Source organism: Cohaesibacter celericrescens, from assembly GCF_002866925.1.
GTDB lineage: Bacteria > Pseudomonadota > Alphaproteobacteria > Rhizobiales > Cohaesibacteraceae > Cohaesibacter > Cohaesibacter celericrescens.
Map to the genome: position 1 here is coordinate 114,528 of NZ_PKUQ01000031.1, position 13,223 is coordinate 127,750.

A 13,223-nucleotide genomic window follows, 5' to 3' on the forward strand; every position below is an offset into this window, starting at 1 on the left:
AACGCTGACGGGCTTTTTATTTGTCATTTCATTTAAAATCGGTTGCCGTCGCCGCGGCGATCTACCTGTTCAGGCCTTTTCTCAGTCTGATAGTTCTCCACCGAAGTCATGGCCAAATTTGCCAACCTTCAACACAAAAAAGAGGGCCGAAGCCCTCTTTTACCATTCACATATCCAATCAAGCAAACGGCTTATCGGAGTCACAATTTATCGAAAATGGCAAGATTTTCCAGCGTTGGCATCGAAACACAATTGTAACCGGAATCGACAAAATGACTCTCTCCGGTAACTTTTTTCGACAGATCTGACAACAGATAGAGAGCGGTGCCCCCGACATCTTCGATTGTACAGGTTTCACGCAGCGGGCTGTTGTCACGCTGATAATTATACATCATACGCGCATCAGAGATGCCGGCACCGGCCAGCGTCCGAACGGGACCAGCAGAAATGGCATTCACACGGATGCCTGACGGGCCGAAATCGTTTGCCAAATAACGAACGGATGCTTCCAACGCAGCCTTGGCTACGCCCATCACATTGTAGTTCGGCATAACGCGAATGGAACCAGCATATGTCAGAGTGATCATAGAACCGCCATCGGTCATTAAGTCGGCGGCACGTTTGGCAACCTCTGTGAAGGAGAAGCAGGAGATCACCATGGTGCGCGAGAAATTGTCACGACTTGTATCTGCGTAGCGGCCCTTGAGTTCATTCTTGTCAGAAAAACCAATGGCATGGACGATAAAGTCAATCTTGCCCCATTGTTCCTTCAGTGTTTCGAAAACAGCATCGACTGATTCCAGATCCTCAACATCGCATGGTATAACGATGTCAGAATTGACCTTCTCAGCCAGCGGTTTGACACGCTTGCCAAGAGCGTCACCCTGATAGGTGAACGCCAGTTCGGCTCCATGATCATGCAGCATCTGAGCGATGCCCCACGCAATAGAATTACCGTTCGCAACACCCATAATCAGGCCGCGTTTTCCTTGCATCAGTCCGGTCATATTTCTGACAGTCCTTATCCGTTATAACGCTGGAAGATGAGCGTCGCATTGGTGCCACCGAAACCGAAACTGTTAGACAAAGCAACATCAATCGATTTATCGAGGCGTTCACGCACGATGTTCATATCCGCAAATTCCGGATCCAGTTCGGTGATGTGAGCAGATTCGCCAATAAATCCAGCCTGCATCATCAACAGGGAATAAATGGATTCTTGAACGCCTGCGGCACCCAGAGAGTGACCTGTTAACGACTTAGTGGAGGCGATATGAGGCTGATCGCTGCCAAAGACTTCGCGAATAGCACCCATTTCAGCGATATCGCCTACCACAGTAGATGTGCCGTGACAGTTGATATAATCAACCTTGCCATCCAATGTAGCCATCGCTTGATGCATGCAACGTTTGGCGCCTTCACCTGATGGGGCAACCATATCATACCCATCTGACGTGGCGCCATAACCAACGATTTCAGCGTAGATTTTTGCGCCACGTGCTTTGGCATGTTCAAGCTCTTCAACCACCAATACACCAGCACCGCCAGCGATAACAAAGCCGTCGCGCGTAATGTCATAGGCCCGAGAAGCAGTGGTGGGTGACTCATTATGTTTGGAGGTCATCGCACCCATAGCATCAAACAGGTTGGACATGGACCAGTCGAGATCCTCATGGCCACCGGCAAAGACGATGTCTTGCTTGCCCATCTGGATCAACTCACAGGCGTTACCAATGCAATGGGCAGAAGTGGAACAAGCCGACGAAATAGAATAGTTGACGCCGTGGATCTTGAACCATGTTGCCAATGTGGCAGAGGCCGAAGATGACATGGCTTTTGGCACAGCAAAAGGCCCAATGCGTTTCGGCGACCCGTTTTTGCGGGTGATATCCGCTGCCTGAACCACCGTTTGCGTGGATGGTCCGCCGGACCCCATAACAATACCGGTGCGCTCGTTGGTGATGTCGCTTTCTTCCAGACCTGCATCAGCGATGGCCTGTTTCATGGCGACATGATTCCACTCACCGCCTTTGGACAGAAAGCGCTTGGCGCGACGATCAATCAAATCGGTTGTGTCTATGTCTGGGGCACCCCAGACCTGACAACGGAATCCATGATCGGCAAAATCCTGCGCAAAGGATATACCGGATTTTGCATCACGCAGGGATGTTGTAACGGCGTCGGCATCGTTACCGATGGAGGAAACAATACCCAAGCCGGAAATGACTACACGTCTCATAATCTAGGCCTCACTATCAAATTCGGGGCGCACTATTTTCAAGCAAATCATACAGATTTACTTGGGCCATGAATATGGTGCTGACAAGGGAAGAAGCCATTTTTTCAGAAAATGCTTCAATCAACAGCATAATTCACACAGCCATATATTGGGTTGGAACAAAATAAGGTTCGCTAAAGGCTCAATACCCTCTTAAGCGTCCTTAAAAGCACCAACACGTAAATCCTTGGCGGTAAATACGGTTTCTCCGTCGGCTTTAACCCAACCATCACCGATGCCCAGGTTAAGACGTCCCTTCATGACGCGCTTATATTCGACGCCGAACTGCACCAGTTTGGTTGCTGGTGTGATCATGCCAGAGAATTTGATTTCACCAACCGAAATGGCGCGGCCCTTGCCTTCAAGCCCCAACCAACCAAGGTAAAATCCCGTCATCTGCCAAAGCGCATCCAGCCCCAGACAGCCAGGCATGACCGGATCGCCAGCGAAATGGCAATCGAAGAACCAGCGCTCGGGGGTGATGTCATATTCTGCCAGAATCTGGCCCTTGCCATATTCGCCACCATCTTCTGAAATCTCGGTGATCCGATCCAGCATCAGCATAGGCGGCAGAGGCAACTGGGGATTACCCGGCCCGAACATTTCACCGCGACTGCAGGTCAGAATTTCTTCGTAAGTGTAGCTGGATTGGCGCTTTTCCATTCGGTTTCCACTCTCATCTTTCGTAAGTTCGCTCACGTCTCTAAGCGAGATCGTCTTAACGCACGGATGGGCTGTCCGAAGCAGCCGCATAACCGTGCATACCGATTTGCATCGGTCTGCGATATGACTTTATGTCATCTGTTTGTCTTTCTCATTCGCTTATAGCCTGTTCTGTTGGACAGGACTAGGCGTTCTAATGATTAAGTTAACACTTGTTATACAATCAATTGCGGCAAAATTGGCATTCCTTACGGCATTTCCAAAAGGAAATGAGATCGGACCCAAATGAACCGTTTACCCCAAGCATGACTCTGGCCGCCACTTTCTTGGGTGCGGTTAAGAACCAGCAACAAATGTCCATTTATCGCCGACTTTATTATTACGCGGGAGATGTGGTTTTATGTAGTTTACTTGCTGTCTCAAAAAAAAAGCTCTATATCTGAAGGACGGGCAATAAACTGCCCCATTGAGACGCCATGCGTCGCTATGAACCGCATGTTCGTCTATCAGGGATTATTGGCATGAAATCAGAGTTGAAACAGTTCGACAAGCGTTCCGCTAGGGATTTGCTGGTAGGAGCGGGTCTGAGGCCAACCCGACAAAGATTATCGTTGGCAGAGCTGCTGTTTGCCAAAGGTGACCGGCACGTGTCTGCTGAATTGCTGCATGAAGAAGCCGAACGGGTCAATGTTTCAGTGTCACTAGCGACCGTTTACAACACGCTGCATCAATTTACCCAAGCAGGCTTGTTGCGTGAAGTTGCTGTTGAAGGCACCAAGACTTATTTCGACACCAATGTTTCCGATCATTATCATTTCTATTTGGAAAACGAAGGCAAGGTTGTCGATATTCCAGGCGGACTGCGTGTAAGTGAGTTGCCCGACGTACCTGAAGGTATGGAAATCACTCGTGTTGATGTGGTTGTCCGGCTTCGCCCCAAACAAAATTAGTCTAATTGCACATCTCTGGATTGCGAGGCTGCTCTTTATAACCGGGTGCGCTTAACGTCGAGGCCTTGGCTTAGAGCCATCTCTTCCATTAGCAAATTCAAGAGTGTGCAAATCCCCTAGTTGATCTCTTCGTTGGGATAAACACCCCAGAGTAGGTTGGCTTTTAGCCACCCTTGGTGGCGTTTTGCGCTGACTTCGCACCAGCTTTTCTCGCACGTTTTGATGTCAACTTGCAGACCAATCTGGGCTTGGGCCGCCAGGTCTGCCTTTTCGTTAGGCTTGTCACGCAAAGATACAATCGTTCCGGTGCGCTGCCATGGACTGATAAGCGCAGTACGACGCCCTGACAAGAGCGAGTGATAAACCCAGCCCTCTTCACCTTCGGAGTCGCGAATCCGACGCCAATTTTCAAATTCCGCAATAATTTCTACCGGCAAGCCAGCACGACGAAAAATCCATTTCACTTTGTGGTCTGTTGAGGGGCCGCCTCGGACATTGACCCGGTCCGATTTAAGAGACACAAAACGTGGTATTTTCAAACCAGACGGTCCAACGCTGGTGCCTTGAGCCACTGCAGGCGACAGTGTTCCTGCGCATATTCCCGCCACCAACACACATTTTGCGAGGATAAGTCTCATGGTCATAATCAATAGGTGCCCTAGGTTTCGATGAATCGTTGCTTTGCAAAACGGCCTACAGATTAGGATCTTGCGATAAACAATCCTTTAACCAAGTGCGCAAAAGTCGAGGGACTGAAGCACCATCTCAACACAAGGAATGACTGGTCAAGATACGCGCTTTGCCTATAGCATCAACGAGAGAAGAAAATTTGGCGCAGGAAAAGTGCGCTGCAAATCAAACTCGCTCACCTGAATGTGGCCGAAAGCCCGGATTGGATAGAGGATTCCACGATCCTAACCTACTGATCAGGCTCGTTGGAATTGGGTGATGCTATGAGGCATGAATAGGGCAAACCTATGGCGAATACCAAGCCGATTGTTGTTGTTACCCGCAAGCTCCCCGATGCGGTGGAAACTCGTATGCGGGAATTGTTTGACACCCGATTGAATGTTGATGACCGTCCAATGAGTCAGGCCGAATTGGTTGAGGCTGTCAAAACGGCAGACGTGCTCGTGCCGACAGTGACGGACCGCATTGATTCTCATATTATCTCGCAAGCGGGTGAGAAGTTCAAATTGATCGCCAATTTTGGTAACGGGATCGACAATATTGACGTTGCCACGGCAAATGCGCGCAATATTACCGTAACCAACACCCCTGGCGTTTTGACCGAAGACACCGCCGATATGGCTATGACTCTGATTCTTGCCGTTCCTCGCCGCCTGATGGAGGGTATGGCGTTTATGAAGGAGCAAAAAGAATGGTCAGGCTGGTCACCCACATGGATGCTGGGAAACCGCATCTGGGGCAAGCGGTTGGGTATCATTGGCATGGGCCGCATCGGTCAGGCCGTTGCGCGCCGCGCCAAGGCCTTTGGTATGCAGGTTCATTACCACAACCGCCGCCGCCTGCCGGAAAAAATCGAAGATGAGCTTGAAGCCACCTATTGGGAAAGTCTGGACCAGATGCTGGCGCGGATGGATGTGATTTCCATTCATTGCCCTCATACACCGGCGACCTATCATTTGTTGTCCGCCCGCCGTCTAAAGCTGATCCGGCCAGAAAGCTATATCGTCAATACTGCGCGTGGTGAGGTGATTGACGAGAATGCCCTCGCCCGCATGGTGGTCAATGGCGAGATTGCTGGCGCCGGGCTTGATGTGTTCGAGCACGAGCCTGCGGTCAACCCAAAACTGGTTAAATCTGATCGTGTGGTGCTTATCCCCCATATGGGGTCTGCGACCAAGGAAGGCCGCTCTGATATGGGTGAAAAAGTCATCATCAACATCAAGACCTTCATGGATGGGCACCGCCCGCCAGACAGAGTTCTACCGTCAATGCTCTAGGAAGCAGATATTCAGGATTCTCCAGCCAGTTTTGCGACGCCAATTGGATAGACGGAAACACTTGAATCCCTGATGCACTTTTTGTTAGTTCCATCGATTAAAGAGAGACTAGTGGTTTCAAACATCGGTTTCAGACCACTAGTCTTTATCGTGTCGTCTGCGATATTTGATGGTTTCAAAACGAGCAGCACGGGCGTCATAGAGCACCAATCGACCGACCAAGCCCTCGCCCAGACCGACAATTTCCTTGATCACTTCCACCGCTTGCATGGAGCCGATCACGCCAGTCAAAGCGCCCAAAATGCCCGCTTCCGCACAAGAAGGGATGGATCCTGGTGTTGGTTTGTGAGGGAACAGATCCCGATAGCGCGGGTTAAGCTGTCCCTTGTCGTTGACCTCATAAGGCTTGAGCATGGTGATTGAACCGTCAAACAGCCCCACAGCTGCTGTGATAAGTGGTTTTTCCGCTTGCTCACAAAGGTCAGCCACCAAATAGCGGGTATCAAAATTGTCCGACCCGTCAACAACCAGATCATAGTCTGCGACAATTGCCGCCCCATTGGCTGCATCAAGCCTAATCTGGTGGGCATGCACCGTCACGTGAGGATTGATGCGCTTGAGGCTATGACGCGCGCTTGCTACTTTGGGTTGTTCAATCGCATCAGAATCGTGAATAATCTGTCGCTGCAGGTTCGACAGCGAGACAACATCGTCATCGACCACTCCCAACGTGCCGACACCAGCGGCGGCAAGATAGGCAAGCAGTGGCGAGCCCAAACCACCAGCACCAATGATCAACACCCGCGCCGCTTTTAGTTTTTGTTGGCCGAGTCCACCGACATCACGCAGTAATATGTGGCGCGCATAGCGCTCAAGTTCCTGATCAGAAAGCATATGTTGATTTTCTTTATGCCGATTTATGCATATTAGAAGGAAAAGGGTACTGCGATATAACGCAGGTCCGGTCCTTCAAACCCCTGACTAAACACACCAACCAACGCTACAGCATATGTAGCTTCTCTATGACGATTTGGTGCAAATACAGCGATCAGATGATATTGTGACGGGCAACCACGAGATTGAGGGGCGGTGCTTTCATCATGCAATGTAGTGGATTGACCGTTCGGCTTGGTTAGAGAGAGTGAGAACCCCATCACACGTCCATTTTGGAAACCACAATTATTCAGGTCCCTGACATCGATATTGCTCAGCTGCAAACGGTAGGATCCGAGCTGATTAGACAACAGCGGGTTGATTGACTGTCGAAACTCCAATTGTGCTTTGTCACTGACTTCATTAAGTGGCGATGCGGCCATCATCACACCCGAATTGGAAATACCATATTTCTCCATCAGGGGGGTGGCTTGCTGAAAGGCCTGGATGCGGGCGGCCAGTTGCGGCTGGCTTTCGTCTTCCAATAAAATGCGAATCGGCGTTTGCGGCACCCATTTGTCCGTTTGCAAATCGACAATATAGATGTTTGAGAAGGGGAAACCGGAGCCGTCTTGCGTGCCAAATTCCTCAAAGGCAAAATAGCGCCCCATCTTATCAGCGGAAAAGCCATGAGAGCGAAATTCCGCAGCATCACCGGCCTGTGCAACGGGGCCTGAAAGCAAAGGGCCAACACAAATGGTGATCAACAATAGAACCACCAACCAAACCGTTTTTTTCATAGAAGCAATCATATCAAGGCCTTTCGCACCAACTTGAGCATTTCTGGGCGTTAAAAACTCAGCCATAATGCGGGCAAGATGTGGAAATGAAAAGGCAAAGCATGGTTTGGACAAAAAAATCACCGCGGCAGTGTCGCGGTGATTGAGGTTTCAATTTATTTCGACTGTGAAACGAAGCTTATTTTTCTTAGATACCGTCAAACAAAGCCGTTGAGAGATAGCGCTCTGCAAAGCTTGGGATAATGATGATAATGTTCTTTCCGGCCATTTCGTCACGCTTGCCGACTTCGATGGCAGCCGCCAGCGCAGCCCCTGAAGAAATGCCACCAGGCACCCCTTCCGTACGAGCCAATGCACGGGAGAAGGAAAAGGCATCTTCATTGGCGATGGTGATCACTTCATCATAGATTTTGGTATCCAGAATATCTGGTACGAAGCCTGCGCCAATGCCTTGGATTTTATGAGGGCCAGGAGTGCCACCAGACAGGATCGGGCTGTCGGTCGGTTCCACGGCCACGACATGCAAGGAAGGCTTGCGGTCTTTCAGAACGGACCCAACACCTGTGATCGTGCCACCGGTTCCGATACCGGAGATCAGAACATCGACTTCTCCGTTGGTGTCGTTCCAGATTTCCTCTGCAGTGGTGTTGCGGTGTATCTCTGGATTGGCGGGATTTTGAAACTGCTGCGGGATAACCGCATTTTCGATTTCCGAAGCGAGTTCTTCGGCGCGCGCAATCGCTCCCTTCATGCCTTTGGGGCCTTCGGTCAGTTCCAGCTCGGCTCCAAGGAAGGAGAACATCTTGCGGCGTTCGATAGACATGGTTTCAGGCATGACCAAAATCAGACGATAGCCTTTGGCCGCAGCAGCAAATGCCAGCGCAATGCCGGTGTTACCGGATGTCGGTTCAATCAGGGTTGTTTTCCCTGCGACGATGGTGCCAGCTTCTTCCATCGACTTGATCATATTGACACCAATGCGGTCTTTGACGCTGGCGAGGGGATTGAAAAATTCGAGTTTACCGATCAAATTAGCCTTCACACCATATTCCTTGGCTATCTTGTCGAAGCGCACAAGGGGGGTGTTGCCGATGGTGTCGATGATGGAATCGTAAATCCGACCACGACCTTCGGTTTTGATTGGGTTATTGGTCATGAGATTCTCCTCGCTTATAGGATCAACCTGCCTTCGCCCTGCAATGATGCGGGCGGCATTTGTTGATCGACAACATGATCACAGTATTTGCTGTTAATGTAGGTAGTTCGGCGAGTGAGTGCTAGGAACTTTGTACCAACTTTAATGGCTTACAGAGAAAATATACCCCTCAAAACTTCTTTTATTAGGATATAGCAGTTGCCCGTCTAAAGCTCGTTCTGATGCAAAGAAAATTATTCTAACAATGGGCTTATTTAGTCGCGCAGAAAACACCCGAGAGAAAACAGAGCCAACCTCTAATCTTTGTGGCCGGTGGAGCCAAAACCGCCTGCCCCGCGTTCTGTGTCATCCAGAGTGTCAACCGGCACGACCTGCATTTGCAATACGGGTGCGATGACCATTTGCGCGATGCGCATACCGCGCTCGACGATAAACGCCTCCTCACCATGGTTGATCATCAAGACTTTCACCTCACCTCGATAGTCCGAATCAATGGTGCCGGGTGTGTTGAGCAAGGTAACCCCGTGTTTGAGCGCAAGTCCGGAGCGTGGTCGAATTTGCGCTTCAAAACCAAGATCCAGCGCCATACAGAACCCCACGGGGACCAAAGCGCGGCCGCCCTTGGCTTCGAGTGTCACAGGCTCGCCCTCGGGATTGGCGGCTTGAAGATCAAGTCCGGCTGCTTCATTGCTTTTGTAACAGGGTAGTTCAAGCCCTTCAAAGTGAGGCAGCGGCATAATGGAAAGTTGTGTTCTGGCCATGAAGCCCTCCTCTGATGGATTTATAAATTTGAAATACGGATTGATCTTAGACTTGTGGAGTCTAGACCTCGATCATCCCATCCAAGGTTTGCGCGATTAAAGCAATCACACGGTTCGCGACTTCTTGTTTGGGCATATCGGGCCATGTCTCGATGCCGTCGCTCCGGACAATTTTAACCGCATTGTGATCTCCACCCATGATGCCCGTTTCTGGCGAGACATCGTTGGCGATGATCCAATCAGCGCCCTTTTTGGCCAATTTCGCGCTGGCGTGGCGATCCAGGTTTTCTGTTTCGGCTGCGAATCCAACCACTAGACGCGGGCGTTGACTTTGGTGGGTGCCGACAAATTTGGCGATATCGGCATTTTCTTCAAAAGCCAATTGCGGCAAGCTGCCGTCTGCCTGTTTTTTGATTTTTTCCGCGCCCTGATTGGAGACCCGCCAATCGGCAACGGCTGCGGCCATGATGGCAACGTCAGCTGGCAGATTGTCAGCAACGGCCTTATGCATGTCTGCTGCGGTTTCAACGCGCACCACATCAACACCGACAGGCACATCAAGAGATACCGGACCGGATACCAAGGTCACCCGCGCACCGGCGGCTCGGGCAGCAGCAGCAAGCGCATAACCCTGTTTTCCGGAGGAACGGTTGGCGATGTAGCGGACAGGATCAATCGGTTCATGGGTGGGACCAGCAGTAATCAAGACATGTTTGCCAGCCAGCGGTTGATTTGATCCATTGAGCAATGCTTCGATGGTGGCCAAAATCACTTCAGGTTCGCTCAGACGCCCCGGGCCTTCTTCGTTGCAAGCCATCATGCCATGGTCAGGACCAAGGATAGACACGCCATCGGACTGTAGTGTTGCAAGATTGCGCTGGGTGGCCGGGTGCAGCCACATGCGCACATTCATGGCAGGCGCAACAAGGACCTTTTTGTCCGTGGCCAATAAAGTGGTACTGGCCAGATCATCGGCGATACCATTTGCCATTTTGGCCATGATATTAGCGGTTGCAGGGGCGACAACCACAAGGTCTGCGTCGCGTGATAATTCGATATGACCAATTTCGCTTTCACGCGTTAGATCAAACAATTTGGTGATTGTGGACTCGCCCGTCAGGGTGGAAATGGTCAGTGGCGAGACAAATTCCGTCGCCGATTGAGTCAGGATCACTTTGACACTGGCCCCGCGTTTCATCAAAAGACGGATCAGATCAATCGCCTTGAAAGCAGCGATACCACCCGAGATAATCAGCAATATTCTTTTATCAGCAAGCATGGTGACTAACTCCAAAGATTGAGCGCAATCGCGCTCAGTGCCAACGCAATCACCCACAAAGCAACACGTCCCGACCGGCTCTCGCGTGCTTCGGCGCGGCCAATGGCGGCAACTGTGCTAGCCTCAAGGCGCATCCCTTCGCGGCCCATAGTATCAAAGCTTGCAGACAGACGCTCGGCGCGGCGGGCCATTTCAGGTAAACTTGCCGTCATTGCCCCCAGAGACGCCAAACCACCGGTCACTTCTTTGACCTTGGCTGCGGGCCCCAGATTGCTTTCCATCCAACGTTTGACCACCGGTTCGGAGGTGTTCCAAAGATTGAGGTTGCTGTCCATCATGCGGGCAACACCTTCAACCACAACCATGGTCTTTTGCAACAAAATCAGTTCGGTACGTGTGGCCATGCCAAAGACTTCGGTAAATTCAAACAGCTGGCTTAGCAAACCAGCCATTGAAATTTCTGATGCGTCACGACCATGGATTGGCTCTCCAATAGACCGCAAGGCTTGGGCAAAGGTGTCGACATCTTGGGTTGATGGCACATAACCGGCATCAAAATGCACCTGACTGACCCGACGATAATCACGGGTGATGAAACCATATAGGATTTCGGCGAGAAAGCGTTTCTCTTGTGGCCCGATGCGCCCCATGATACCAAAATCAACCGCAACCAGCTTGCCGTCGCGGTCTAAAAACAGATTGCCCGGATGCATATCAGCATGGAAGAATCCATCGCCCAGCGCATGGCGCAGGAACGACTGTATAACTGTCTCACCTAAGGCCTTCAAATCATGACCAGAGGCCTTGAGCGCTTCCTGATCATTGAGCTTGATACCGTCAATCCATTCCATGGTTAGAACGGATTTAGCGGTCATGTCCCAGTGCACGGTTGGCACACGGAAATCAGCATCATCTTTGCTGATTTCACCCATTTCGCTCATGGCGGCAGCCTCTAAGCGAAAATCCATTTCCAATTGGATAGAACGCGCCAACGTATCAACAACGGCAACGGGGCGCAGTCGGCGCGATGGGACATGCAGGGCCTCAATCACGCGGGCCGCGAGGTAAAAGCCTCCCAAATCGGCCTTGAAGCGTTCTGCAAGGTGTGGACGCAGAACTTTGACGGCAACGTCGCGCGCCACACCATCGGCATCAATGACACGGGCTTTGTGAACCTGAGCGATGGATGCGGCAGCAACTGGTTCAGAAAAATGCTCGAACAGTACTTCAATTGGTTTTCCCAGCGCTTCATGCACCACTTTTTTTGCTTCTTGCATGCCAAAAGCCGGCACGCGATCCTGCAAACTGGACAAGGCCTGCGCCAATTCGGGCCCAACCACGTCAGGGCGGGTGGCCAGAAATTGGCCCATTTTGACATAAGAAGGCCCCAGTCGATTGAGCGCTGCACTCAGGCGTTCGCCTTTGTTGCGCTCTGATATGCCGCGCCGCTCCAACAGCCGCAGCATAGAAAGGCCAAGGCGTGGCAGAGTTGGCAGATCCGCGGGCGGCGCGATGATGGAGAAAACCCCCTCACGAGCCAGAATGTAGCCCGCACGCCCGAGGCGGAACAGGGATGAAGACGCACCAATCATTGCAACCCCTATAATTTCCAGCCTGAATGCATGGCGGTGATACCGCCCGACATGCTGCGATAGGATACCTGCCGGAAACCGGCATCTTCAATCATCGCCTTGAATCGGGTCTTGTTGGGGAACTTGCGAATGGATTCAACCAAATAGCTGTAACTCTCGGCGTCTCCCGTGACAAAGTCACCAATTTTGGGAATCGCATGGAAGGAGAAGGCATCATAGACTTTGTCGAGCACCGGCATTTCGACATTGGAAAATTCAAGGCACATGAAGCGACCACCACGCTTCAAAACCCGATGTGCTTCGGAGAGAGCTTTGTCAATGCGCGGTACATTGCGAATGCCATAAGCGATGGTGTAGGCGTCAAAGCTATTGTCTTCAAAGGGCAAGTCTTCTGCGTTACCTTCAACAAAATCAAGATAGGCATTCAGGCCATTGTCCTTGGCCCGATCACGGCCGACATCCAGCATCGAGCCGTTGATGTCAAACACCGTGGAATGGGCGTTTTTACGCGATCGCTCAATGACACGAAAGGAAATATCACCAGTACCGCCAGCAACATCAAGCAGTTTGAACGGCGTTGCTCTGGGGCGCTGGGGTGGATTGAGCCAAGCAACAAAGGCATCCTTCCAGAGCCGATGCATACCACCGCTCATCAAATCATTCATCACATCATAGCGGTCAGCGACCTGATGGAAAACGTGATTGACGCGGGGTTGCTTGTCCCCTTCCTTAACGGCTTCAAAGCCAAAGGACGTGGCCATATCCACGACATCTTCAGTGCGTTGTTTATTCTGTGCCGACATGTTTTTGTCCTGCGATCCAACCGGTTGCCAGAAGGATATTCTGTTCATATTTGACCAGACAATAGCCGATCTTTTTGCCAAATACCATGACGCATCAGCGC

Annotated in this window: 13 protein-coding genes; 2 read left to right on the forward strand and 11 right to left on the reverse strand. The window is 51.1% G+C overall.

Going from position 1 to position 13,223, the window contains the following annotated elements; all coding sequences use genetic code 11:
• Positions 1 to 200: 200 nt before the first annotated feature.
• The 3 genes from fabI to fabA form a co-directional block, all read right to left on the reverse strand.
• Positions 201 to 1,007 carry an enoyl-ACP reductase FabI gene (fabI, locus tag C0081_RS14805; protein ID WP_101534613.1) on the reverse strand — a complete coding sequence of 269 codons (807 nt, stop codon included), beginning with the start codon at positions 1,005 to 1,007 and terminating at the stop codon, positions 201 to 203.
• Between the two features lie 14 nt (positions 1,008 to 1,021).
• A complete protein-coding gene (gene fabB, locus C0081_RS14810; protein ID WP_101534614.1) occupies positions 1,022 to 2,239 on the reverse strand; it encodes a beta-ketoacyl-ACP synthase I in 1,218 nt (405 codons plus the stop codon).
• A 192-nt stretch (positions 2,240 to 2,431) separates the two neighbouring features.
• Positions 2,432 to 2,941: a bifunctional 3-hydroxydecanoyl-ACP dehydratase/trans-2-decenoyl-ACP isomerase gene (gene fabA, locus C0081_RS14815; RefSeq protein WP_101534615.1), complete on the reverse strand. Its 510-nt coding sequence runs from the start codon at positions 2,939 to 2,941 to the stop codon at positions 2,432 to 2,434.
• A 521-nt stretch (positions 2,942 to 3,462) separates the two neighbouring features.
• Between fabA and irrA the strand changes: the two genes are divergently transcribed.
• Positions 3,463 to 3,891 carry an iron response transcriptional regulator IrrA gene (irrA, locus tag C0081_RS14820; protein WP_101534911.1) on the forward strand — a complete coding sequence of 143 codons (429 nt, stop codon included), beginning with the start codon at positions 3,463 to 3,465 and terminating at the stop codon, positions 3,889 to 3,891.
• Between the two features lie 116 nt (positions 3,892 to 4,007).
• On the opposite strand, the gene C0081_RS14825 is transcribed toward irrA, so the two are convergent.
• Positions 4,008 to 4,535 carry an SH3 domain-containing protein gene (locus C0081_RS14825; RefSeq protein WP_210200519.1) on the reverse strand — a complete coding sequence of 176 codons (528 nt, stop codon included), beginning with the start codon at positions 4,533 to 4,535 and terminating at the stop codon, positions 4,008 to 4,010.
• A gap of 333 nt (positions 4,536 to 4,868) precedes the next feature.
• On the opposite strand from C0081_RS14825, the gene C0081_RS14830 reads away from it, so the two are divergent.
• The gene (locus C0081_RS14830; RefSeq protein ID WP_101534616.1) at positions 4,869 to 5,858 is read left to right on the forward strand and encodes a 2-hydroxyacid dehydrogenase; all 990 of its coding nucleotides are present in this window, start codon (positions 4,869 to 4,871) and stop codon (positions 5,856 to 5,858) included.
• Positions 5,859 to 5,996: 138 nt separating this feature from the next.
• Here C0081_RS14830 and moeB read toward each other — a convergent pair whose 3' ends face one another.
• The 7 genes from moeB to ubiE all read right to left on the reverse strand — a co-directional run bounded on the left by moeB (position 5,997) and on the right by ubiE (position 13,122).
• Positions 5,997 to 6,752, reverse strand: coding sequence for a molybdopterin-synthase adenylyltransferase MoeB (gene moeB / locus C0081_RS14835; RefSeq protein WP_101534617.1), 756 nt, complete (start codon positions 6,750 to 6,752; stop codon positions 5,997 to 5,999).
• Between the two features lie 32 nt (positions 6,753 to 6,784).
• Complete coding sequence (locus C0081_RS14840; RefSeq protein WP_180966911.1) at positions 6,785 to 7,531, reverse strand: DUF2259 domain-containing protein; 747 nt, start codon at positions 7,529 to 7,531, stop codon at positions 6,785 to 6,787.
• Between the two features lie 187 nt (positions 7,532 to 7,718).
• Positions 7,719 to 8,687 carry a cysteine synthase A gene (gene cysK / locus C0081_RS14845; RefSeq protein ID WP_101534619.1) on the reverse strand — a complete coding sequence of 323 codons (969 nt, stop codon included), beginning with the start codon at positions 8,685 to 8,687 and terminating at the stop codon, positions 7,719 to 7,721.
• Positions 8,688 to 8,983: 296 nt separating this feature from the next.
• Positions 8,984 to 9,448, reverse strand: coding sequence for a dUTP diphosphatase (gene dut / locus C0081_RS14850; RefSeq protein WP_101534620.1), 465 nt, complete (start codon positions 9,446 to 9,448; stop codon positions 8,984 to 8,986).
• 61 nt (positions 9,449 to 9,509) lie between these two features.
• The gene (gene coaBC, locus C0081_RS14855) at positions 9,510 to 10,727 is read right to left on the reverse strand and encodes a bifunctional phosphopantothenoylcysteine decarboxylase/phosphopantothenate--cysteine ligase CoaBC (protein WP_101534621.1); all 1,218 of its coding nucleotides are present in this window, start codon (positions 10,725 to 10,727) and stop codon (positions 9,510 to 9,512) included.
• A gap of 5 nt (positions 10,728 to 10,732) precedes the next feature.
• The gene (gene ubiB / locus C0081_RS14860; protein ID WP_101534622.1) at positions 10,733 to 12,319 is read right to left on the reverse strand and encodes a 2-polyprenylphenol 6-hydroxylase; all 1,587 of its coding nucleotides are present in this window, start codon (positions 12,317 to 12,319) and stop codon (positions 10,733 to 10,735) included.
• A gap of 8 nt (positions 12,320 to 12,327) precedes the next feature.
• Positions 12,328 to 13,122 carry a bifunctional demethylmenaquinone methyltransferase/2-methoxy-6-polyprenyl-1,4-benzoquinol methylase UbiE gene (gene ubiE, locus C0081_RS14865; RefSeq protein ID WP_101534623.1) on the reverse strand — a complete coding sequence of 265 codons (795 nt, stop codon included), beginning with the start codon at positions 13,120 to 13,122 and terminating at the stop codon, positions 12,328 to 12,330.
• Between the last annotated feature and the right edge of the window lie 101 nt (positions 13,123 to 13,223).

Excerpts from the sequence above, each read along its gene's own strand:
- ubiB (WP_101534622.1), bottom strand. The coding sequence starts at position 12,319 with ATGATTGGTGCGTCTTCATCCCTGTTCCGCCTCGGGCGTGCGGGCTAC.
- coaBC (WP_101534621.1), bottom strand. The coding sequence starts at position 10,727 with ATGCTTGCTGATAAAAGAATATTGCTGATTATCTCGGGTGGTATCGCT.
- moeB (WP_101534617.1), bottom strand. The coding sequence starts at position 6,752 with ATGCTTTCTGATCAGGAACTTGAGCGCTATGCGCGCCACATATTACTG.
- irrA (WP_101534911.1), top strand. The coding sequence starts at position 3,463 with ATGAAATCAGAGTTGAAACAGTTCGACAAGCGTTCCGCTAGGGATTTG.
- fabB (WP_101534614.1), bottom strand. The coding sequence starts at position 2,239 with ATGAGACGTGTAGTCATTTCCGGCTTGGGTATTGTTTCCTCCATCGGT.
- fabA (WP_101534615.1), bottom strand. The coding sequence starts at position 2,941 with ATGGAAAAGCGCCAATCCAGCTACACTTACGAAGAAATTCTGACCTGC.
- C0081_RS14825 (WP_210200519.1), bottom strand. The coding sequence starts at position 4,535 with ATGACCATGAGACTTATCCTCGCAAAATGTGTGTTGGTGGCGGGAATA.
- ubiE (WP_101534623.1), bottom strand. The coding sequence starts at position 13,122 with ATGTCGGCACAGAATAAACAACGCACTGAAGATGTCGTGGATATGGCC.
- C0081_RS14830 (WP_101534616.1), top strand. The coding sequence starts at position 4,869 with ATGGCGAATACCAAGCCGATTGTTGTTGTTACCCGCAAGCTCCCCGAT.
- fabI (WP_101534613.1), bottom strand. The coding sequence starts at position 1,007 with ATGACCGGACTGATGCAAGGAAAACGCGGCCTGATTATGGGTGTTGCG.
- cysK (WP_101534619.1), bottom strand. The coding sequence starts at position 8,687 with ATGACCAATAACCCAATCAAAACCGAAGGTCGTGGTCGGATTTACGAT.
- C0081_RS14840 (WP_180966911.1), bottom strand. The coding sequence starts at position 7,531 with ATGAAAAAAACGGTTTGGTTGGTGGTTCTATTGTTGATCACCATTTGT.
- dut (WP_101534620.1), bottom strand. The coding sequence starts at position 9,448 with ATGGCCAGAACACAACTTTCCATTATGCCGCTGCCTCACTTTGAAGGG.